The 21,826-nt window shown below is 38.0% G+C and carries 20 protein-coding genes and 1 pseudogene; 12 read left to right on the forward strand and 9 right to left on the reverse strand.

Going from position 1 to position 21,826, the window contains the following annotated elements; genetic code table 11:
- From H4J50_RS08560 to dtd, 6 genes and pseudogenes are all read left to right on the forward strand, one after another.
- A pseudogene (locus H4J50_RS08560) lies at positions 1-962 on the forward strand (translational GTPase TypA); the annotation flags it as partial.
- 320 nt (positions 963-1,282) lie between these two features.
- Complete coding sequence (locus tag H4J50_RS08565) at positions 1,283-1,465, forward strand: hypothetical protein (RefSeq protein WP_108454812.1); 183 nt, start codon at positions 1,283-1,285, stop codon at positions 1,463-1,465.
- A 46-nt stretch (positions 1,466-1,511) separates the two neighbouring features.
- On the forward strand, positions 1,512-1,676 hold the full coding sequence (locus H4J50_RS08570; RefSeq protein WP_162533697.1) for a hypothetical protein: 165 nt from the start codon (positions 1,512-1,514) through the stop codon (positions 1,674-1,676).
- A 376-nt stretch (positions 1,677-2,052) separates the two neighbouring features.
- Positions 2,053-2,931 (forward strand): virulence factor BrkB family protein, encoded by an 879-nt coding sequence (locus H4J50_RS08575; protein ID WP_182255718.1) that lies wholly within the window; start codon positions 2,053-2,055, stop codon positions 2,929-2,931.
- Positions 2,932-2,992: 61 nt separating this feature from the next.
- Positions 2,993-3,964 (forward strand): prolyl aminopeptidase, encoded by a 972-nt coding sequence (pip, locus tag H4J50_RS08580; protein ID WP_259366203.1) that lies wholly within the window; start codon positions 2,993-2,995, stop codon positions 3,962-3,964.
- Entirely contained in the window at positions 3,965-4,402 is a 438-nt protein-coding gene (dtd, locus tag H4J50_RS08585; protein WP_182255720.1) for a D-aminoacyl-tRNA deacylase, read from the forward strand.
- Between the two features lie 6 nt (positions 4,403-4,408).
- Here dtd and H4J50_RS08590 read toward each other — a convergent pair whose 3' ends face one another.
- A complete protein-coding gene (locus H4J50_RS08590; protein ID WP_182255722.1) occupies positions 4,409-5,179 on the reverse strand; it encodes a hypothetical protein in 771 nt (256 codons plus the stop codon).
- A gap of 57 nt (positions 5,180-5,236) precedes the next feature.
- Between H4J50_RS08590 and H4J50_RS08595 the strand changes: the two genes are divergently transcribed.
- The 3 genes from H4J50_RS08595 (at position 5,237) to H4J50_RS08605 (ending at position 7,635) form a co-directional block, all read left to right on the forward strand.
- Positions 5,237-6,145, forward strand: coding sequence for a bifunctional GNAT family N-acetyltransferase/hotdog fold thioesterase (locus H4J50_RS08595; RefSeq protein ID WP_182255724.1), 909 nt, complete (start codon positions 5,237-5,239; stop codon positions 6,143-6,145).
- A gap of 84 nt (positions 6,146-6,229) precedes the next feature.
- On the forward strand, positions 6,230-6,715 hold the full coding sequence (locus H4J50_RS08600) for a nuclear transport factor 2 family protein (RefSeq protein ID WP_162533698.1): 486 nt from the start codon (positions 6,230-6,232) through the stop codon (positions 6,713-6,715).
- A 53-nt stretch (positions 6,716-6,768) separates the two neighbouring features.
- Positions 6,769-7,635, forward strand: coding sequence for an SDR family NAD(P)-dependent oxidoreductase (locus tag H4J50_RS08605; protein ID WP_182255726.1), 867 nt, complete (start codon positions 6,769-6,771; stop codon positions 7,633-7,635).
- Between the two features lie 498 nt (positions 7,636-8,133).
- On the opposite strand, the gene H4J50_RS08610 is transcribed toward H4J50_RS08605, so the two are convergent.
- From H4J50_RS08610 to hutC, 6 genes are all read right to left on the reverse strand, one after another.
- The gene (locus tag H4J50_RS08610; protein WP_108454820.1) at positions 8,134-9,072 is read right to left on the reverse strand and encodes an SPFH domain-containing protein; all 939 of its coding nucleotides are present in this window, start codon (positions 9,070-9,072) and stop codon (positions 8,134-8,136) included.
- The gene (locus H4J50_RS08615; RefSeq protein WP_108454821.1) at positions 9,069-9,989 is read right to left on the reverse strand and encodes a stomatin-like protein; all 921 of its coding nucleotides are present in this window, start codon (positions 9,987-9,989) and stop codon (positions 9,069-9,071) included. The genes H4J50_RS08610 and H4J50_RS08615 overlap by 4 nt, the downstream gene beginning before the upstream one ends.
- A gap of 39 nt (positions 9,990-10,028) precedes the next feature.
- A complete protein-coding gene (locus H4J50_RS08620) occupies positions 10,029-10,505 on the reverse strand; it encodes an NfeD family protein (protein ID WP_182255728.1) in 477 nt (158 codons plus the stop codon).
- 254 nt (positions 10,506-10,759) lie between these two features.
- Positions 10,760-12,802: a urocanate hydratase gene (locus H4J50_RS08625; protein WP_182255730.1), complete on the reverse strand. Its 2,043-nt coding sequence runs from the start codon at positions 12,800-12,802 to the stop codon at positions 10,760-10,762.
- A gap of 16 nt (positions 12,803-12,818) precedes the next feature.
- Complete coding sequence (gene hutH, locus H4J50_RS08630; RefSeq protein WP_182255732.1) at positions 12,819-14,336, reverse strand: histidine ammonia-lyase; 1,518 nt, start codon at positions 14,334-14,336, stop codon at positions 12,819-12,821.
- Positions 14,337-14,351: 15 nt separating this feature from the next.
- Positions 14,352-15,062 carry a histidine utilization repressor gene (hutC, locus tag H4J50_RS08635; RefSeq protein ID WP_108454823.1) on the reverse strand — a complete coding sequence of 237 codons (711 nt, stop codon included), beginning with the start codon at positions 15,060-15,062 and terminating at the stop codon, positions 14,352-14,354.
- Positions 15,063-15,274: 212 nt separating this feature from the next.
- Here hutC and hutI point away from each other — a divergent pair, with 212 nt between their 5' ends.
- Together hutI and H4J50_RS08645 are read left to right on the forward strand one after the other, a co-directional pair.
- The gene (hutI, locus tag H4J50_RS08640) at positions 15,275-16,510 is read left to right on the forward strand and encodes an imidazolonepropionase (protein ID WP_182255734.1); all 1,236 of its coding nucleotides are present in this window, start codon (positions 15,275-15,277) and stop codon (positions 16,508-16,510) included.
- A 98-nt stretch (positions 16,511-16,608) separates the two neighbouring features.
- Positions 16,609-18,696, forward strand: a complete 2,088-nt coding sequence (locus tag H4J50_RS08645; RefSeq protein WP_182255736.1) for a bifunctional diguanylate cyclase/phosphodiesterase — start codon at positions 16,609-16,611, stop codon at positions 18,694-18,696.
- A 29-nt stretch (positions 18,697-18,725) separates the two neighbouring features.
- On the opposite strand, the gene rraA is transcribed toward H4J50_RS08645, so the two are convergent.
- Positions 18,726-19,211, reverse strand: a complete 486-nt coding sequence (rraA, locus tag H4J50_RS08650) for a ribonuclease E activity regulator RraA (protein WP_108454826.1) — start codon at positions 19,209-19,211, stop codon at positions 18,726-18,728.
- Positions 19,212-19,380: 169 nt separating this feature from the next.
- Between rraA and H4J50_RS08655 the strand changes: the two genes are divergently transcribed.
- Complete coding sequence (locus H4J50_RS08655) at positions 19,381-21,381, forward strand: bifunctional diguanylate cyclase/phosphodiesterase (RefSeq protein WP_182255738.1); 2,001 nt, start codon at positions 19,381-19,383, stop codon at positions 21,379-21,381.
- A gap of 57 nt (positions 21,382-21,438) precedes the next feature.
- Here H4J50_RS08655 and H4J50_RS08660 read toward each other — a convergent pair whose 3' ends face one another.
- The gene (locus tag H4J50_RS08660) at positions 21,439-21,825 is read right to left on the reverse strand and encodes a gamma-butyrobetaine hydroxylase-like domain-containing protein (protein WP_182255740.1); all 387 of its coding nucleotides are present in this window, start codon (positions 21,823-21,825) and stop codon (positions 21,439-21,441) included.
- Position 21,826: the final 1 nt, after the last annotated feature.

The raw sequence follows: 21,826 nt of genomic DNA on the forward strand, positions 1-21,826 counted from the left end.
ATACTGTATGTTGTCCTACAGAAGTTGAAGGCTTACCAGCACTATCTGTTGATGAACCTACAATCAACATGACTTTCCAAGTAAACACTTCACCATTTTGTGGTAAAGAAGGTAAGTATGTTACTTCACGTAACATTAAAGACCGCTTAGAAAAAGAATTGATTCATAACGTTGCTTTACGTGTTGAACAGTTAGATGATGCGGATAAATTTAAAGTATCAGGTCGTGGTGAACTTCATTTAGGTATCCTAATTGAAAATATGCGTCGTGAAGGCTTTGAACTTGCTGTTTCACGTCCAGAAGTAATTATTCGTGAAGTTAATGGCGAATTGCAAGAACCTTACGAAACAGTAACTATTGATGTTGAAGAACAGCATCAAGGTCCTATCATGGAAAAAATGGGTGTTCGTAAAGCAGAGTTAACTGATATGGCACCAGATGGTACTGGTCGTATCCGTATGGACTTTATCATGCCAAGCCGTGGTTTAATTGGTTTCCAAACTGAGTTCATGACATTAACGTCTGGTTCTGGTTTGATTTACCATACATTCTTCGAATACGGTCCTCATAAAGGTGGCGAAATTGGCCAACGTAAAAATGGTGTAATGATTGGTAATGCAACAGGTAAAGCATTAACTAACGCTATCTTTAACTTACAATCTCGTGGTCGTATGTTAATCGGACACGGTGTTGATATTTATGAAGGTCAAGTTATTGGTATTCATAGCCGTGATAACGATTTAACAGTAAATGCCCTTAAAGGTAAGCAGTTAACTAACGTTCGTTCATCAGGTACTGATGAAGCACAAACATTAACGCCACCTATTGTTATGTCTTTAGAGCAAGCATTAGAATTTATCGATAACGATGAATTGGTAGAAGTAACACCGGAAAGTATTCGTATACGTAAAAAATTCTTGAAAGAGAATGATCGTAAACGTGAAGGTCGTTCACCTAAATAACGTTAAAAGTTAATTAATATCAAGCCATCTGAAGTAATTCAGGTGGCTTTTTTATTTCAACATGTTAATAAATGAAGTTATATCGGCAGTCAATGTAAGACATATCTCAATCAATACCTCTTAATATCCACTCTGAATATTTCTACAATCATATAAAGTCAATAAATTCAATTGATTAGGCTTTATTTTTAATGAGCACTTATCACTACTGTAAATTTGTTTCTTAAATTGTATTTCCCTACCTTTTAGTCATGGTATTAACTGCTATATTTAATTTATGAAGTGTTTATTATCGTTTCAATATCAGGAGGGTAATTATCATGGGTGCTAATAAATTAACTAGGCTAAATTACCTATTTGAGAAAGCTGTTAATAATAATGCAAAATTATTAGAAAAAGGGGAGCTTGCAGAGTTGTATAGTGAATATATCAATGAAGGGCGAGATCATATAAAAAGTAAAGTGATGACTTTTCCAACCGCTGCTATAAGAACAGCAAGCTAGCTTTATAACCATTTGTTGAATAATGAGAGAAAAGGGAGATTTCTTAATGTCACCAGAGCAATTGAAAACCTTACAAAGATTGAGTGAATTATTTGAGCAAGGAATTGCTAGTCCAAATAATATAAAACAACTGTCGACGCTGCTCGCGGAAATTAATCAATTATCTAGCTGGCCAGATGAAAATATAGAACAAATTACATCCTCGTACTGACTCAATTCTTTGAAGTAACCTAACAAGATTGGTTAGGTTATTTACAAGCTTACTTTCATCTTATTACGAGAGTAAGCTTGTAAATTAATCCATCATTTTTATCTCTTAAAAATTTTTTGATAATTTTAGCTCATTGATTCAGTTAATTAAGGCGCTGAATTTATCATTGCGAGACTACATTAAATAATTTGGGTGTAAATAGTCTATTTATTTAATTGTGCATCGCTTATCTGGAGAAGTGGCAATTTGAAAAAACACTTAGATAAGTGGCTACCTGGCGAAATAAGTAGCTGAAAGGTAAAATTTTTCGATTTTCACTACCGTTATTTTATACATTGCCTTACTATAAATGTAATAGCGCTAACTAGTAATATATATGCATCCTAAATTAGAAAAAGTAAAACAACATCGTTTTGTAGAAAATGGCTTTGGCTTTTTGCTCTTATTTATAGAGAATTTTAAAACTGAACGTATCCATGTCACGGCGGGCTATTTATCTTATGTTACTTTGATGTCATTGGTGCCATTAATGGTCGTTATGTTATCGATGATGACTGCCTTTCCTATATTCTCCGATATAAGACAACTGATTGAAAACTTCGTTTATATAAATTTTGTGCCTGCTTCTGGAGATGTTGTTCAAGAGCATATTGCAGGCTTTGTAAGTAATGCATCTAAAATGTCTGCTGTGGCAATAAGTGCATTATTTGTTCTGGCTATGATGCTGATTTCCGCTATTGATAAATGTTTAAATAAATTATGGCGTGTGAATGAAAAGCGCAGAGTCATCACTTCATTCTCAATGTATTGGATGGTATTAACGTTAGGACCCGTATTGGTGGGCAGTAGTTTAGTTATTAGCTCTTATATTATCTCACTGGTATCTATAGGTGATTACGACCTATTAGGCGTTACTAATATTTTTGTACGAGCACTGCCTTTAATTGCATCTACGACGGCTTTTTTCATTTTATACATGGTAGTACCTAATAAAGTTATACCCGTTAAATTTGCTTTGGCGGGGGCAGCATTAGCGGCTGTTTTATTTGAAATCGCGAAAAAAGCGTTTGCGATTTATGTGACTCAAATACCATCTTACCAAGCTATATACGGAGCATTATCCAGTATTCCTATTTTATTTTTATGGGTATATTTGAGCTGGTTAGTCGTGTTAATTGGCGCTTTGTTTACCGTGTCACTGGAAGATTTTGACGAGGCACAAAAAGCTAAATTATCTGAGCAAGAAGCAGATTAAACGCTTATTACTTTATACAGTATTATATTCAACCGAATAGATTTTATATAAGGGACGGTATATGTCTAGAATGCTTTTTCCAAATATTGCGGTTTATCATCAAGAGTGGCTTGACGTTGGCGATGGACATCAACTCTATATTGAACAATCGGGTAACCCAAATGGGATCGCGGTAGTCTATCTTCATGGCGGTCCAGGTGGTGGCTCAAGTAAAAATCATCGACGATATTTTGACCCTGAAAAATATCGTATCATTTTATTCGATCAACGTGGCTGTGGACGCTCAAAACCATCTCCTAGCTTAAGTCACAATACTCCGCCTCACTTAGTGTCAGACCTTGAAGCCATTCGAAAGCATTTATCTATTTCGCATTGGTTAATTGCAGGTGGGTCATGGGGAACAACGTTAGCATTACTTTATGGTATTCAATATCCCGAGGTAATATTAGGCTTTATTTTAAGAGGTATATTTCTTGGCACAAAAGCAGAGTATGACTGGCTTTATAAACCGCATGGCGCTGCAAGCTTCTTTCCTGAATATTACCGTGAGTTTAAAGAGCAAATCTCTGAACTGAGTGATGTAAATACCTTGCAAGCTTATTATGACGTGCTGACCGGAAATAATGAAATTGCCGCGATAGCCGCTAGTAAAGCTTGGTGTTTATGGGAGTTAAGGTTATCTACAATAGAACATAGTCCAGTTGATATTCAAGCTGATGACTACCCGCATCGAGCGTTATGTATGGCGAAAATATCGAGTCATTATTTTGTCAATAAATGCTTTATTGAAGAAGGCCTAATATTAGCCTCAATTGATAAGATTAGCACCATACCTGCCATTATTCTTCATGGTCGCTATGACATGGTATGCCCATTACGTAGTGCCGATTTGTTAGTGAAAAACTGGCCTGCTGCACAATTACAAATTCTGCCTAATGCGGGGCATAGCGGTTTTGAATCACAAACAATTGATGGCTTTTGTAAAGCAACAGATACCATGGCTAATTTTATTGCCGAACAGAGTGTTGAGTAAATGATCGCATTAATGCAAAGAGTAACAGAAGCCAGTGTCAGCGTTGATAATAATATTGTTGGCGAAATCGAACAGGGTTTATTAGTGCTGTTAGCCATTGAGCCTGAAGATACAGAGGCAAAAGCTAAGCGCCTAGCTGAACGTGTAGCAGGCTATAGAATTTTCTCTGATGAAAATGGCAAAATGAATTTAAATGTTAAACAAGTTGGAGGTGAAATATTGGTTGTTTCACAATTTACTTTGGCAGCGAATACAACAAAAGGTTTACGTCCAAGCTTTACCAGCGCAGCACCTGCAGAGTTAAGCAATACGCTTTATCAATATTTTTGTCTGCAATTGCGCAACTTGGGATTTAAAGTGCCAACAGGTGTTTTTGGGGCTGACATGCAAGTCAGGTTGTTAAACGACGGCCCTGTTACTATCAACCTACAAGGCTAGTTTTAGTTAATTTGCACTCATATGATGACTGAATAACTTTCTCCATCTAAGATATTGAATGGGTGAAAGGTAAGTACTTTTTGAGCGTTTTTTAAGATTATCAATTATCCAATGCTTTGGTAGTAAATGAACAACTACGTTGAGATAACGTGGGATATGAAAGTAGATAATATGATGCGAACTTTGCAGCTGCCTTAAAATAGTCAAACAGAGATTAATTTCATGATCGTCAAGATCAGGCAAATTAATAGTTAAACAGGCATTGTTTTGTAAATTATCTATTAGCGCGGTTAGCAGTACAACTCGACTTTGAAAGCTTTTAGCATGATGTTGATAAATATCACAAATTAGCCAATCAGCTGCTGGTGTAGTTGAAAGTTGTGATTGTTGAAGCCATTCTAAAGCTTCGCTATTCTCGATTATTATTGGATGCTGCTGAGGGTTAAAGTAGCGTTTAAAACAAGTGATAACCGTTTGTGATAGCTCTATACTTAAAATAGTCATATTGGGTTGCAAGGCACTTAAGAATCGACTTAAATTACCTCCGCCGAGCCCAAGCTCTATCACTTTATTTGGTCGAAAAAATAACAAAGGCATTAAGGCGGCGTATTGGTGAGGTAAGGTTAATTTTGATGGGCAACGTAAATGCATAACGCTCTGAATGACATCGTCAAATGCTAACCAACGATAGTGTTTATTTTCGCTAATGGTTATTTGGTCTTCAGTATTACTGAGGTAAACTAATCGACCTTGGTTAACATGTTGAGTAAGTTTCACGTGTTATTAAATTCCTGAAATAAATATATTTCATTGGCATAAGATTAATCATAGACAATGTACACATGTAGAGCTCCAAAAAATAAAGCTGAATTAGCACACTATTATCAACTGCGTTGGCAAGTATTGCGTGAGCCTTGGCAACAGCCCTTAGGTAGTGAAAAGGATGATTTAGAAGCCCAATCATACCATCGTGTAATTGTAGACGATATGGAGAACATTGTTGGTGTTGGCCGAATACATAAAAGTAGTCAATATCATGCACAAATTCGTTACATGGCAATAAGTGACGATTTACGTGGTCAAGGGCTTGGAAAATTGCTGATAAGTCAATTAGAGCAGATAGCTGCAGTAGCAGGAATAAAAACGATAGAGTTAAATGCTCGCAGCAATGCTGTAGGTTTTTATCAAGAGCTCGGATATGCCAATGGTGGATACTCTCATACGCTTTATGGCGATGTTGAGCACGTTAAAATGACTAAAAGTATCTCACACGCTAATGAGCATCTAATTCACAATGCAGTTGATTTACAGCAACTTTGGCATGAAACGATACCGCTAAGTAAGGCGATGAATATCAATATTTGTTATTTTGATGAACAGAAGTTACTGACAAGCTGTGAACCAAGTTTTAATAAAAACCTTCATAATACAATGTTTGCCGGCAGTATTTATACTTTGGCAACGCTAACAGGCTGGGCGTGGGTATATTTTTTGTTGCAAAAACAAACATATCACGCTGATATAGTATTAGCTGAAGGGAGTATTCGTTATGTTGCACCACTTGAGGGCATAGCACATGCCCAAACAACGTTGAATCTAATTACGGGTAACACAGAGACTTTAATTGCTGGAAAAAATGCACGTTTTAATATTGATGTAGAAGTGTGTTGTGGTGATAAAGTGGCGGCATTATTTAGCGGTTCGTATGTTGCGATTGCAAAACGCAATGAGCAAGGTGGTTAAAATTAGCCGTTTAGCGACCTACACTCGCGTAAAGCTGGTATTAAATTACACGGCTAAAATGATTAAACAATGAGGTCATTCATTATGTATAAAGTATTGTTCGGTTTTATATTTTTCAGCTTGTTTACCCAAGCAGCAACGTTAACTAAAACGGTTCATGGTGAACTTGATGAAGTGCTTGATGGTTTTCACCAAGCAGCGAGTGAAGCTGATTTTGAAAAATACATGAGTTTACTCGCTAGAGATGCTATTTACCTCGGTACCGATAGTAGTGAACGTTGGAATAAAAATGAATTTTCTGCATTCGTAAAACCTTATTTTAGTCAGGGTAATGGCTGGTTATATAAACCAATTGAGCGAAATGTAACGGGAACACAGGCCAGTCATATTGTTTTTTTTGATGAGTTATTGGAAAATAAAAACTACGGCTTATGCCGAGGTACGGGCGTGTTAATTAACACCCCAAAAGGTTGGAAAATATTACAATATAATTTATCCATTGTCGTGCCCAATGCTATTGCCAAAGAAGTGGTTGAGTCAATTAAGACTCACCGATTAACCACTAATTAATGTTAGATTAAACGTTCTTGTTAGATGCTATTTGTAGCGGAGAAGAGTTAAATATGAGTGTTAGTATTATAGGTTGTGGCTGGTTAGGGCAAGCGTTAGCTAAGCATTTAATGACTAATAAAGTCGATATTATTGCCAGCTACCAATCAAAAAAAACGCATGAAAAGCTGATTGAACTTGATATACCTGCGGCAAAGCTCAGTTTGCCCCTTGAAGATGAAGTGTTGAGTTGTCAAAGCCTTGATGATATTGCGAATATTGATGTTCAGTTATTTCAAAAACGGGTACTGATTATTGCTATTCCCCCGCAATTGAAAAAAGGGCGTTTAGATTATCCATTGAAAATTCAACAGCTGATACACATGGCTGAACTGGGTAACACTGCGCACATTATTTTACTTAATTCGACTGCGATTTATAATGGCTTGTATGGGCGAGTTGATGAAACAAGTGAGCTGAATTTAAGCGCTGAAAAAGTTGAAACGTTAGTTGATGCAGAACAAGCGGCTAAAAAATTTACTAAAGGTTTAACTATCTTAAGGTTAGCTGGGCTCGTTGGGCCTAATCGACATCCAGGTAAGTTCTTGCAGGTAAAACGTGTATTCGAAAATGCAGGCGCACCCGTAAATTTAGTGCATCAAGTTGATGTTATACATATTATAGAAAATCTGATCGGTGATGATAATGTTCATATAGAGCCAAATATTTATAATGTGGTCAGTAATACAGATAGTAATCGCCAACAGTATTATCAGGTCGCTGCTGAATCATTAGGTTTGCCATTGCCACAATTCAGCTTTGAGCAGCAAAAAACTACCGGTAAAAAAATTATAGGTGAACGATTACGAAGTAAGTTGAATTATACTTATAAGAAAGACGATTTGTTAACTTGGTTAAAAGAAGCTAGCCGCGCTCTATAAGAGTTAACGGCAATTGATAACATGTAAGGTTTAAGCACTATGGCGAAAAATGTAATTACCAAAACATTAAAAGCAATATATCAATATAAAATGGTGTTGCTGTTTTTTATCTTGTGGGCGCATGTTTCATTGTTAAATTTATTCTTTGTAAATTACAGCGGCCCGGTTTTTCTCTGGGAACAAAACTCACAATTCTTGACTATACAAACACACTTTTTTATTGCGCTGATTACAACCGTATTTTTTTTATTAGTGACAAAATTACGCATGATAAATCGTCATAAAAAAGTAAAGATATCGGATAAAATTTGGTTGCTATGTTCTATACTTTTACTCGCTTCCATTACATTTTTGATTATTTAATCCACTAGCCTAGTGCGTAAAATGAAGTGACCCGTTCCAACAACTAATTTATTATTTGAATCAAAAATAAAAACCCGACAGTTTAACGTCGGGTTTTTATGTATACAATCAGCATTAACGAGTCATTAAACGGTATTAAAGCTTGTTGTGAATACCTGCAGTTGATAACCATTGTTTAAAATCAAGTAAGTTTGCTGGCAGAATAACCTTAGTTGAAGGTTGGCTTAAGCCTTTCATTTGCTGCAAGTATTGCTCACTTAATTGCATATCTAAAGCTTGTTGACCACCCGGTTGTTCAATCGCTTCTGCCAACTTGCTAATAGAGTCACCAGTGGCTTGCGCTATCGCTAATATTTCTGCTGCTTTACCTTCAGCAGAGTTAATTCGGCGTTGTTTCTCACCTTCAGACAGGTTAATTAATTCTGTCATTTTACCTTCAGAGCGATTAATACGGCTGGCTCTATCACCTAAACTTTTCGCTAAAATAGCACGACGTTCACGTTCGGCATTCACTTGCATCTCCATAGCATTACGAACGGTTACTGGCGGTGTGATATTTTTAATCTCGTAGCGATGCACTCTAATGCCCCAACTTTCACCCGCTTTATCAAGTACCTCTACGACTTTAGCGCTAATAATGTCACGTTCTTCAAAAGTACGATCTAGCTCTAAGGTGCCAATTACCGAACGCGTTGTGGTTTGGGCAAGTTGCATGGCAGCGAAGCGATAGTCGGTAATACCGTAACTTGCTTTTACCGCATCAATGACTTGAATGTAAATAACACCATCAACTTCAACATTAACTTCATCCTTTGAAAAACATTCTTGCGGCGGTACTTCTATGGTTTCTTCTTTTAGATCTTGAATAAATGCCACACGATCAATAAAAGGTAATAGCAAGTGAAAGCCTGCTTCTAATGTGCAGCGATACTTACCTAAACGTTCTACAATATAAGCTGATTTGGTGGGTACTAAACAAATAGCTTGGAAAAACTTATAGGCAAGGTATAAAAAGATAAATGCCCAAACAGCTAATACGGCTAAATCGAGCGTATTTCCATCGAGTGCTATCATGATTTTGCTCCTTGAATATTTTGCGTTACTTTTTCCATACCTTGGAAAAAACCTTCTAATTTAGCGACTTCACTTGGCACGATAGACACGTCAGCTGTTTTAAGAATATTGCCGGTTTGTGAGATAAATTGTTCTAATAAACGCATTTTTATCGCTTGGTCTCCGCTAGGTAAAGCCGCTGCTTTGGCAATTAAATTAATACCTTCTGCTGAAGCTTGAGTAAGAATAACTATTTCTTGTGCTCGACCGTGAGCTTCGTTTATTTGTTTTTGCTTATCACCTTCTGACAGGTTTATTGCTTCTTGGCGCTCACCTTCAGATAAGTTAATAGTCGACTCTTTTTCCGCTTCCGCAAGCGTAATTTCAGCACGCTTTTGGCGTTCAGCTTCCATTTGCTTTTCTAATGTATGAATAACATTGACTGACGGTGTTATGTTACGCACTTCATAACGTAAGACTTTAATCCCCCAAGGATCAGACGCCTTGTCAATTTCACGCACTATGGTTTCATTTAAGGTGTCGCGTTCAGAAAAGGTTTGACCCAAGTTTAATTTACCAATCTCAGATCGCATCGTAGTTTGCGCTAAGTTAATGCTTGCACGACGATAATCTTCGATACCGTAACTGGCTCTTTCGCCGTCCATTACTTGAATATAAACCAAACCATCGACACTAATTTGCACGTTATCGCGTGAAATACAGCTCTGCGCCGGTATATCTAATACTTGCTCGCGGGTTTCGTGACGATAAGCTACGCGATCAACAAAGGGGATTAAAAAATGCAATCCTGGGGGCAAAACGGCGCGAAATTTTCCTAAACGTTCGATCACGCAAATTTCTTTCATTTGTACTACCAGTACAAGTTTTAAAACGATAAAGAGTAATGCTAGAAATACAAATGTAATAGTCGCTAACATAGGTATTCTCCTATTTTATTTAGTATTATTTGAATTGACTTAAATTGATTGATTTAGCGCGTGTTCTTTACTGGCTTCAACCACTAATGAAATGTTTTCTTTGCATACGATGTCGGCTTGGCTGCCTGCTTCGATAATAGAGCCATTGCCTAACGCTGTCCAAGTTGTACCTTGATATTCAACCCGACCTGCATGTGTTCCTGGGCCTATTTGTTCAAGAACGAGTACGGATTTTCCGTAAATATCTACCTCTTCATAAATATTTTCAATGATAGTTTCACCAGGGAAGTATCGTTGGGTAATAAAGTACACAAGGATAAGTAGGAAGGTTGCAACGATAAACCAAGTGGTTAGCGTTATTATCCAAGTATCAAGAATTTCTTGTTGTACGCCAACAGCAACGATTAATGACGCTATGCCTAAATTGAGTAAGATACCGCCGGGTACGAAAATCTCTAGACAGGCAAATAAAATAGCCAAGATAATCCAAGTTTCAAAAAATAGTATGTATTCCATTACCATCTCCAAGATATGAGTACTGTTAATCTAAAGTTAACAGCGATGCATTCAAAGTAACAAGTGCGACATATTATGTCAAGCTTGCTGATTCGTTTATCTTTGATGTTAAATAGCGAAAGCTTTACGCAGATTCACAAAACACCGTATTTTCTGTACATAAAAAAACCGGCTGATGCCGGTTTTTTGTTCGTTTGATAGGCGCTTAATTCAAAGTGTGGAAATTCATGCTTTGAAATTTAAGCAAATGCAGCTTACAGCGATAAATTATCTAAAATATCATCTTCAACTAAGTTTGCTAAGGTAACTTTAAGTTTGGGTGTTCGTGCCATTTCGCGCTTAATGGCAAAATTAGCTTCTTCATTACGTGCCCAACTACGACGAGCAATACCATTGTTAACGTCAAACAATAACATTGATTTTAATCGGCGTTCTGCCGCTTCACTGCCGTCAAGTAACATACCAAAACCACCGTTGACCACTTCACCCCAACCTACGCCGCCGCCATTATGAATTGATACCCAAGTTGCGCCACGGAAGCTATCACCAATAACATTGTGTATAGCCATATCGGCGGTAAATCGGCTTCCGTCATAGATGTTTGATGTTTCACGAAATGGTGAATCAGTGCCACTAACATCATGATGATCACGACCAAGAACTACGGGACCAATTTCGCCATTGTTAATCGCATCATTAAAAGCTTTAGCGATTTCCATACGGCCTTGGGCATCAGCATAAAGAATACGAGCTTGTGAGCCCACCACTAACTTGTTTTGTTTAGCGTCTTCAATCCAAGTGATATTGTCTTGCATTTGTTGCTGAATTTCTTCAGGTGACTCTTGCATGATTTTTTTCAATACACTGGCGGCAATGGCATCAGTTTTATCTAAATCTTCTGGCTTACCTGAAGCACAAACCCAACGAAATGGCCCAAAACCATAATCGAAACACATGGGTCCTAAGATATCTTGCACGTATGATGGATATTTGAAATCAATGCCATTTTCTGCCATTACATCTCCGCCTGCGCGAGAAGCTTCTAACAGAAAAGCATTACCGTAATCGAAGAAGTAAGTTCCACGTGCTGTGTGTTTGTTAACCGCATCAGCATGGCGTTTTAATGTAGATTGTACTTTTTCTTTGAATACTTCTGGCTCTTCGCGAATCAAACGGTTTGACTCTTCATAGCTTATATCAACTGGGTAATAACCGCCTGACCATGGGTTATGCAGTGATGTTTGGTCTGAGCCTAGATGAATGAAAATATCTTCTTCAAAAAAGCTTTCCCATACATCAACTATGTTGCCAATATAAGCAATTGATACCACTTCTTCATTGGCTTGTGCTGCTTTTACACGTGTAACAAGTTCGCTCATGTTATCAATTAATTCATCAACCCAACCTTGTTGATGACGCTTAGTTGCCGCTTTTGCGTTAACTTCAGCGCATACAGTGACACAGTTTGCAATATTACCTGCTTTTGGCTGTGCGCCACTCATACCGCCTAATCCAGCCGTTAGGAAAATCTTCCCTTTGGTCGTTTCATTTTTGTTATTACCTTTATTAAGCACCTTACGAAATGCGTTCATGACGGTAATGGTTGTGCCGTGTACTATGCCTTGTGGGCCAATATACATAAATGACCCCGCTGTCATTTGGCCATACTGAGTAACACCTAAGGCATTAAACTTTTCCCAATCATCAGGTTGAGAGTAGTTCGGGATCATCATACCATTGGTCACAACTACTCGTGGTGCATCTTCTGATGATGGAAATAAGCCCATCGGGTGACCGGAGTATAAATGCAAAGTTTGATCGCTTTCCATTTCACTTAAGTATTTCATGGTTAATAAATATTGTGCCCAGTTTTGGAACACCGCACCGTTACCGCCATAAGTAATGAGCTCTTCAGGATGCTGTGCAACCGCTGGATCTAGGTTATTCTCAACCATTAACATAATAGCTGCAGCTTGCTGACATTTTGCTGGGTAGTCAGCAATTGAGCGTGATTTCATGTGATAGCTAGGCTTAAAGCGATACATATAAATACGCCCAAAGTCTTTTAGCTCTTGTGCAAATTCAGTTGCTAGCTCCTGATGCCACTCTTTTGGAAAATAGCGTAGGGCGTTTCTTACGGCTAATTGTTTTTCTGCTACGGAAAGAATGTCTTTACGCTTAGGTGCGCGGTTAGCGTCAATTGGGTAAGGCTTAGCTTCTGGTAATATAGCCGGAATGCCTTGCTTTACACTCTCTTTAAAAAGCGTTGACGCTTGAAGATTCATTGTTGTGTCCATTATTAAAGCTCCCTAATTATGCATCAAAGCTAACGGTAAATGCTTGTGATCGAACTAAGGCGATCATGGCATCAATATCAGGTTTTAACAGTCTATCTTCTTCTAGTTTCGCCACTTTCGCTCTTATCACAGCGAAGTTTTTCTCAATAATGTCTGAACATTTATTTGGGCGCCTAAACTCAATTGCTTGTGCAGCATACATAAGTTCAATCGCTATAATTTTTTCTAAGTTTCCTAAGATTTGGTTAAACTGTCGACTTGAAATGCTGCCCATAGATACGTGATCTTCTTGACCCATAGACGTAGGCACGCTATCAGCTGAAGGCGGAAAACAAAGCGATTTGTTTTCGGTGACTAATGCGGCTGTAGTGTATTGCGGGATCATCATGCCTGAATTCAAACCACCTGAAGCGGTAAGTAGGCGAGGTAAACCATGCAGACCTTCTAACAACAAATAGCAACGACGGTCAGAGATATTACCCAGTTCTGCACTGGCAATCGAAGCATAATCAAGCACCATTGCTAAAGGCTGACCATGGAAGTTACCACCTGAAATAGCTTCTTCACTGCTGATAACTATAGGGTTATCAGTTACAGAATTCATTTCAATTTCAGCGAGGTCATTCAAATGGTTATAGGCGTTACGAGATGCGCCATGAACTTGTGGTATACATCTAAGCGAATAAGGGTCTTGCACACGATCACAGTTGGTGTGTGATGACATGTTTTCAGAGCCAGTAAAAAACCTACGCATACGTGATGCTACTTCAACATTGCCAGGGAATGGACGAGTCGCGTGTAGCTCTTCTCTAAAAGGTGACTGACTACCTTGCATGCCTTCAATACTCATTGCACCGGTTAAGTCAGCTAAATTTAGCAAGTAACGCATCTTCGTTAAACCAGTAATAGCATGAGATAAAATAAACTGTGTGCCATTTATTAACGCCAAACCTTCTTTAGCGTGCAATTCCATTGGCATTAAACCGTGTTCTTTTAGTGCTTGCGCGGCTGGGATGATTTTATCAGCTTGCCCATCTTCACTCTGCCAGAACTCGCCTTCGCCAAGCAAAGGTAAAAATAGATGTGAAAGGGGGGCTAAGTCACCTGATGCGCCAACCGAACCTTGTTCTGGTACGACAGGAATAAGGTCAAGCTCGATAAACGCCAACATTCTTTCAACAGTTTCTAGTCGAATACCTGAAAAACCTTTACTTAATGCGTGCACTTTAGTGATCAACATTAATTTTGAAATAGCTTTAGCTATTGGCTCACCAACACCAACAGCATGAGTGATCAATAAATTTGTTTGCAGTAAGTTGGTTTGAGCCGGTGTGATTTGAGTGTCGCATAATGGACCAAAACCGGTATTAATACCGTATACCGCTTTATCAGACGCGGCCATTTTTTCCACTCTTTGACGACTGATATTAATGTTATTTAAAGCTTCTTGGCAAAGTTCTGCTTTGATACTGCCGTTGGCAATACCATTAACAATATCAAGATCTAGATGGTCGATACCGTATTTAAATGTCATCTTAACGCTCCTAAACTAAAAAATTAAATGGCTACCTAAACGGTATTTATTACCGGGTGCCGTTAATATGGCTAAGCTGACAACACCTTGGCTCGACCAAGTACGACGCTTAACCTGTAAACAAGGGGTAGTATTGCTAATAGCCAATAATTGACTGATTTCATCTTTGGCTAACACCGCTTCAACTTCATGAGTTGCTTCAGTTAATGGTGCTTCAGATGATAAATATTCGTGTGGTGTTATTTGAGTAAAATTTTGCTCAAGGTAATTTGGGATCAATTTTGGATTAACAAAACGTTGCTCTAATTGTATAGGCGCATTATTCTCAAAATGCAATACGCTTGAGTAGTAAGCGGTTTCTCCAGTTTTAAGGGCTAAAAGAATAGCGACCTCGTCATTAACTTCGACACTTTGTAAGGTTAACTGTTCAGCATGATACTGATGTCCGCGCTCTTGTATTTCATCGGCAATATTACGAATTTCTAATAGGGATGACTGTGACTTAAACGTAGCAACAAAGGTACCTGAGCCTTGAGAACGCACCAATAAACCTTGTTCGGTAAGCTCTTGTAAAGCTCGACGTGCGGTCATTCGACTGACTGAAAACTGCTCGGCTAGTTCATTTTCTGAGGGAACTTTACTGTGTTCCTGCCAATCGCCAGATTCAATATTTTCACAAATATGTTGTTTAATAATATTATATTTTGCTGTTTTTACTTGTGTCATTGTCATGCCCAATACGTAATAATATGCAGAGTAAACTCTCACTTGTATATACAATCTCATTTTTTTAACTCAGGGTCAACACTTGTATATACAAGTGTTGATTGTTAAAATACTATCAGTTAGAGTATTAACCAGAAATATCACCCGCTAACCCTTGTGACCTCACTCATTACAAATGAACGTTGGCCTTCAACAGGTAATCTGGAATTCTTATGTCAATAAACACTACTGCATGGCAAACCCTTTGGACTAATGTCAATTTAGCTACCATGACCGAGGGAGCTAAAGGGTATGGCGCTATTGAAAATGGTGCTATAGCAATTGCTAATGGAAAAATAGCTTGGCTAGGCACTGAAGCTCAATTGCCAGATTTCGATTTAAATACCGTTAAAGTTATTGACGGCGGCGGCACTTGGTTAACACCTGGCTTGGTCGACTGTCATACGCACATTGTTTATGGTGGTAATCGTGCAAATGAATTTGAAATGCGCCTGGAAGGAAAAAGTTATCAAGAAATAGCTAATGCCGGCGGTGGTATTATTTCTACCGTTAAAGCAACACGTGCTGCCAGTGAAGAAGCATTATTCAAAAGTGCATTAAAACGTTTAAAAGCATTACATCAGCAAGGTGTTACCAGTATTGAAATTAAATCGGGTTATGGTTTAGATACTGACAACGAAATTAAAATGTTAAAGGTAGCAAAACGTTTAGGTGAAACACTGCCGGTGACTGTGTTAAAAACTTTTCTAGGCGCACACGCACTGCCAACTGAATACAAAGACCGAGCCGATGAATATATCGATTTAGTTTGTGAAGAGATGATCCCTAAAATTTCGGCCAATAAACTCGTCGATGCAGTTGACGTGTTTTGTGAGGGAATTGGCTTTAACTTAGCGCAAACCGAAAAAGTTTTTGCCGCTGCAAAAGCGCATAACTTGCCTGTAAAAGTACATGCTGAACAATTATCAAATCTGGGTGGTACTGAATTAGCGGCTAAATATCAGGCATTGTCATCTGATCACATAGAGTTTTTAGATGAAGCGGGTGTAAAAGCAATGAAATCGGCTGATATGACTGCGGTTTTGTTACCGGGTGCTTTCTATTTTCTACGCGAAACCCAATTACCGCCAATGGAGCTATTACGTAAGCACGGGGTAAGTATGGCTATTGCAACAGATGCAAATCCAGGTTCATCACCTATTAACTCCATTCAACTTATGCTGAATATGGCTTGTACACTGTTTAGATTAACGCCTGCTGAGGCATTGGCAGGTGTTACTTGTCATGGTGCTAAAGCGTTAGGGTTGTCAGGAAAAAAAGGGCAGTTAGCCGTTGGTTATGATGCTGATATTGCTTGTTGGGATATCGAGCAGCCTGCTGAATTATGTTATCAGTTTGGTGTCAATCCGTTGGTCAACTTAATACAGGCAGGAAAAGTAGTTATTTAATTGTTATTACAAAAGCTTAGCAGAGCTTAAACCTTGTCGCTGTACAAAAGCTGACGAATTGATTAGTCTTAGTCAATGTTGTTGGTTTGGGTTTTGTTATGGCTAGCTATAATACTTCGCGTCTTGTTATGCTTTATTTGTTTGCTACCTTTTTAAGCTTAGGATTTATTCCGTTTGAGGCTCATGCTTCAAGTGAGTCTTTCACCTTTATTGAGTTTAATATTGCCTTTGTTTTAGGACTTAGTCTGCCGGTATTACTGATTGTTTTTATTATTAAGCCAAAACCTACCATTAAAAAGCGTTTACCTGTATTACTCACTTTAGCGTTGCTTGGCTTACTTTATTCTTTAAGTTTTTTTCCGAAAAATCATTTATACCTCAGCCTGATCTTTAGCGGTTTATTGTTCCAAATAATCAGTTATTGGTCATGTAATTATCCCGTTATAGATAAAGCTTCAGCTATCAGTTTTAAATTAAAAAATAGTCTTTTTATCGCGCTTTTTTCGATATTCATACTTTTACTTTGGACAAACTTTATCAGCATTTCAATGGCCTGGCTGATATTGGCAAGCCTACAAATTATTCTCACTCTGAGTTATGTTTGGTTATCACGGCAGACCAGTCGTGAAGTCAATGTTCGTTCAATATCTTTGTTGACCATTAATGTCGCCTTTGCCACAGGCGTTTATTTTTGGCTAGCAGGAAGCCTATCATTAAACTTACTTGTCGGGATGAGTGTTATTGCCTACTTGTTAGCCATGGCGAACGGCTGTTGGCATATTGTAACTACCTTAATTACTAGAGAAAATGAGCAGCAGATACTGGCAACAATGCCTCAAGCTCAAATATCTTATGATCCAACAACAAACTTGCCTAACTACCAATATGCTTTATCTTTATTTGAGCACAGCATTGCCATCAATGACTCTGCTCGCTATGCGGTTATTATCTGTAAACCAATAGACTTTCAGCAAATAAATTCGGTGTTAGGCCATCATAATTCCGATATTTTACTGTTACAGTTGGCGTATAGTCTTCAACAGTCGATTGTTAATAATACTGAATTACTTAATTTTTCAACACAAGAGTCACCGGTTAGGATTGCTCGCCTGCAAGGTCTGCACTTTTTACTCGTAATAGATGTATCTCAAACTAAGCACAATGAAAACGTTATCATTGAGCAGCTTTGTAAAGACCTCGCTCTGGCGGTTCCTGGTCCTATGAGTTTTAAAAGTTTTTCGTCGTATTTTAAACTCGCTTTTGGTGTTGCGTTTCTAGGGAAAGATAGCCTAAACGTTACTGAAGTTATTGCTTATGCAGAAGATGCTTTATTACAAGCTGAAAAAGAACAGCAGCTGGTGAGCTTTTTTAATCAAGACATTGCTCTTTTTAATCAACAACAGTTACATAAAATGGAACAACTTAAGCTGGCGATTGAACAAAAAAGTTTACAATGGCACCTTCAACCTCAAGTAAAAGTTCAAAGCAAGCAGTTAATAAGTTTCGAAATGCAGGTTAATTGGCAGCGCCAAGATAACGAATTACTCAGTTTAGATGAAATGCTGTTGATTGCAGACCAAAGTGGCGATACGTATGCGCTGAGTTTGCAGATAATTAATCAAGCTTTTAAAGCACTTGTAGAACTTCAGCACTTAAATCTTGCTATTCCTGTTGCGATTAAGTTGTCTGATCAGAGTTTACTTGAGCCTGATCTGGTTGATTATATTGAGCAACAGAGTAAAGCTCATGGTATAGATTGCCAGTTACTTACCGTTGAGGTCCAAGAAGCGATTCTTTTGATGTCCTCACCTCAAGCTAAAGCAAGTATTGATCAACTTAAGTCACTCGGCATTAGCATTGTTATTGACCAGTTTTCAGGGAGTTATGAAGCGTTGCGTTATATTCGTCGTATGGCGGTTAATGGTATTAAAATAGATTGCTATTCATTGGCTACTGCAACGGCGGGCTCTTCAGATAAGGCCATTATTAATGCGTTAATAACGCTGACGCGTAAAATGAATTTACCCTTAATTGGTACGAATATTAATGCTATTGCTGTTGAAGAAATGTTTATTGCGATGGGTGGTGAGTTTGGTCAAGGGCAAAGATATAGTTCAGGAATAACGCTAGAAGAATTGCCACCTTGGTTAACTGCATGGCATAAGCAATACCCTGATCAAGCCTAGCTAGGCTTGATGTTGTTAGGGGTAGTTTATTAATCTATGTCTAAGGGCTCAGGTGATAAAATAACCCCAGTGTTGTCGGCATAAATATGGTCGTCAGGCAAAAAAGTAACCCCTGCGAAGTTTATAGCGAGGTCGCTTTCACCGATATTACTGGTACTTGCACCTACGGGAATAGACAGTAATCCCTGAATGCCAATATCAATATCTTCTAAAGCGTCTACATCTCTAACACTGCCAAAGCAGATTATGCCTTCCCAGTTGTTTTTTGCTGCTTGTTCAGCAATATTAATATCAATAAGTGCTCTGCGCGTTGAACCACCGCCATCAATAACCAATACTTTGCCAGTACCGTCAGTGTCTACCACTTCGGCAATTAAGCCATTATTTTCGAAGCACTTTATTGTCACAACCTTGCCGCCAAAAGAGCTCCTGCCGCCGTAATTACTAAATACGGGTTCAAGAACATCGATTAAATCAGTGTAAATATCACATAGCTCTGAAGTGTTGTATTCCATGTTAAGTATTCCTAATAATGTTTATTCTTAACTAGTATAACGGCTGAATACATAGGCACAACCGATAAGCTGTTATTGATAGTAAAAATAGTGAAAGTGTTGCTAACTTGTAATTCATTAAAAAACATTATTTAATAGCCATTATTATCTATTATTAATAGTTGCATTTATGGCTGTTCGGGAATTTGCCCATAGCTTAATCTATTCCACAGAAACTCTTATTTTTAGCATTCTTGCTTTACTTCTCCTCGCTTATTATCGAGGTTTTGGACGTACCTATGTTAAATATTGGCTATTTAGTTTAACCGCCTTAGCTGTAAACCAACTATCTCTCGCTTTAGAAAGTACTTTGAGCCAACAAAACATTGGCAGTCTCATTGATACATCGCTAGCGTTAATAAGACAAATAAGTCAATATTTTCACTTCTTGTTCTTGATGTTGGGTATTTACAGCGCGACAAAAAAAGCTCCAATTAACCCTCGAGTGCTTATTATTGGTGTGCTCGTTGTGATAACTCTCAGTTGCATCGCTGTTCTGCCTTATGGCTTTGATAGTGCAAATGTTTTTAATCGCTTTTATCTACGTGAAAGTTTAGCTGCATTTATTTTTGGTTGTGGATTTATTGTTGCAGCATGCTATTTATACTCCTCTGATGTAGAGCATTTTTCTGGAAAAATTTTATTAGTTTACTGTGTGCTTGTTGGCATTCGATATTTAGCCTTTTCATTTACTTCTATTATTTCATTAACCGAAGACTGGTTTAGGCATTTAACTGAATGGTTGATTTATGTTGACCTAGGCATTCATACAACATTAGGTTTTATTATACTTATATGGATGCAAGGCGCAGAAAGAAATATCGCGGACACAGCTATTAATCGCGCTAAATATTTAGATGAGCACGATGCGCTAACTGGCGCATTAAACCGTGAACAGGTACTCGAAAAATTAACACACGAAATGCAAACTGCTGGCGAGAACGGAGATAAACTTTGTGTTTACTTACTTGATCTCAAAAGATTTAAATTCGTTAATGATACTTATGGCTTAAAAGTTGGTGATTTAATTCTGGGTGAAACTGCCCGCAGGTTAACGCAAAGCCTATTGCAACCTAAAGTGGTAGGGCGCTTGAGCGGCGACTCATTCATGTATGTTATTAACTACAGTACTGAGCGCCAGCAGTTGACAGCTGAAGAGCATCTGCACGCTTTAATTGCTCACCCTTATCAAATTGAGCAACATGAGGTGCACTTACAATGCAGTATTGGTTATTGTGAATTTCCTACCGACGCCGATAATGCTGATGAGCTACTGCAAAAGTCTAACCTAGCGCTTTTTCAAGCTGAAAGCCTTAATATTCGAACTGTTAAATATGAATCAGGTATGCAGTCACACGGTCGACATTTGATGGCAATGGAAAAAGAAATTCGCCAAGCTATAGCAAATGAAGAGCTGATTTTACATTTTCAACCACAATTAAATTTGAAGCAAAACCGTTTAGAAGCCGCCGAAGTATTAGTTCGTTGGCAACACCCTGAAAAGGGGTTGTTAGCACCAGGGCAGTTTTTTGCTGATATTGAAGCGCTTAATTTATTTAGTGAGTTAGATAATTATGTGCTTGAAAAAACCTGTCAAACAATTGAAAAATGGTATAAAAAATATAATCGACGAGTCCCTTTAGCCATAAATATTACGGCAGATGAGTTTCAAAACTCTAACTTTATTCGAAATATTCAAACTCTCCTTAAAAAATATGCTATTCCGCCTATTTATCTTGAGTTAGAAATTACAGAGAATGTGGTTATAACGGATATTGAGTTAGTCATGAAAACCATCATAGAGTTACAAAATATGGGCATTAAAGTGTCGATTGATGATTTTGGTACAGGATACTCATCATTGGCATATTTAAGAAGGTTACCGATTGATAAAATAAAAATTGATCGGAGCTTTATTCAAGAAGTTGCTTCTAACGATTCAGACTTAACCATAGTGAAAACTATGATTGAACTTTCACATGGCTTAGGTAAGCGTGTTCTGGCAGAAGGCGTTGAGACAAAAGAGCAGTTACAATTATTGCGTAATATTGGCTGTGATGCGGTTCAGGGCTATTTTATTAGCAAACCAATAAGTGAAGAAGCGTTTACTAAATACTTTAGACGGAAATAACTCAGCATGAATTCAGTGACGATATATGATGCTATTAATTGCATCATATAATTGATGTTATTTAACTTCTTTAATCTCTATTATTGCCTCTCGGCTATTACTTACGGTACTTGTACTGGCAAGGTAACGCTGCCAACGTTGTTGATATTCAGCCGCTAATAGTAATAAATAATCGTCGTGATATATATTGCTGTGTCCATCATCAAAAATGAATCGGTAGCCATGCTTGCCCACCGATTCAATTTCTAGTAATTGTACTTGTTTCTTATGATAGACCTTAGGTGTTTCGCCTGTGGCTTTACCTTTGTCGTCAGTTGGAGCAAACACACGTAAATATTCGATATTCAAATCAATAGTTTTATGGCTTTCTTGTTTATCATTTTCAAAAAAAACAGATAAAACCGATGCAGCCTTATTGATAATGAAGCGGCTTATATTACTCATG

It is taken from the genome of Colwellia sp. 6M3, assembly GCF_014077595.1.
Taxonomy (GTDB): Bacteria; Pseudomonadota; Gammaproteobacteria; order Enterobacterales; family Alteromonadaceae; genus Cognaticolwellia.

Bases quoted from the DNA above. Each gene is read 5' to 3' on its own strand.
- H4J50_RS08600 (WP_162533698.1), top strand. From the start codon at position 6,230: ATGTATAAAGTATTGTTCGGTTTTATATTTTTCAGCTTGTTTACCCAA.
- H4J50_RS08610 (WP_108454820.1), bottom strand. From the start codon at position 9,072: ATGATAGCACTCGATGGAAATACGCTCGATTTAGCCGTATTAGCTGTT.
- H4J50_RS08655 (WP_182255738.1), top strand. From the start codon at position 19,381: ATGGCTGTTCGGGAATTTGCCCATAGCTTAATCTATTCCACAGAAACT.
- H4J50_RS08660 (WP_182255740.1), bottom strand. From the start codon at position 21,825: ATGAGTAATATAAGCCGCTTCATTATCAATAAGGCTGCATCGGTTTTA.
- pip (WP_259366203.1), top strand. From the start codon at position 2,993: ATGTCTAGAATGCTTTTTCCAAATATTGCGGTTTATCATCAAGAGTGG.
- H4J50_RS08565 (WP_108454812.1), top strand. From the start codon at position 1,283: ATGGGTGCTAATAAATTAACTAGGCTAAATTACCTATTTGAGAAAGCT.
- dtd (WP_182255720.1), top strand. From the start codon at position 3,965: ATGATCGCATTAATGCAAAGAGTAACAGAAGCCAGTGTCAGCGTTGAT.
- H4J50_RS08625 (WP_182255730.1), bottom strand. From the start codon at position 12,802: ATGGACACAACAATGAATCTTCAAGCGTCAACGCTTTTTAAAGAGAGT.
- rraA (WP_108454826.1), bottom strand. From the start codon at position 19,211: ATGGAATACAACACTTCAGAGCTATGTGATATTTACACTGATTTAATC.
- H4J50_RS08570 (WP_162533697.1), top strand. From the start codon at position 1,512: ATGTCACCAGAGCAATTGAAAACCTTACAAAGATTGAGTGAATTATTT.
- H4J50_RS08620 (WP_182255728.1), bottom strand. From the start codon at position 10,505: ATGGAATACATACTATTTTTTGAAACTTGGATTATCTTGGCTATTTTA.
- H4J50_RS08615 (WP_108454821.1), bottom strand. From the start codon at position 9,989: ATGTTAGCGACTATTACATTTGTATTTCTAGCATTACTCTTTATCGTT.
- H4J50_RS08645 (WP_182255736.1), top strand. From the start codon at position 16,609: ATGGCTAGCTATAATACTTCGCGTCTTGTTATGCTTTATTTGTTTGCT.
- hutC (WP_108454823.1), bottom strand. From the start codon at position 15,062: ATGACACAAGTAAAAACAGCAAAATATAATATTATTAAACAACATATT.
- H4J50_RS08575 (WP_182255718.1), top strand. From the start codon at position 2,053: ATGCATCCTAAATTAGAAAAAGTAAAACAACATCGTTTTGTAGAAAAT.
- H4J50_RS08595 (WP_182255724.1), top strand. From the start codon at position 5,237: ATGTACACATGTAGAGCTCCAAAAAATAAAGCTGAATTAGCACACTAT.
- H4J50_RS08605 (WP_182255726.1), top strand. From the start codon at position 6,769: ATGAGTGTTAGTATTATAGGTTGTGGCTGGTTAGGGCAAGCGTTAGCT.
- hutH (WP_182255732.1), bottom strand. From the start codon at position 14,336: ATGACATTTAAATACGGTATCGACCATCTAGATCTTGATATTGTTAAT.
- hutI (WP_182255734.1), top strand. From the start codon at position 15,275: ATGTCAATAAACACTACTGCATGGCAAACCCTTTGGACTAATGTCAAT.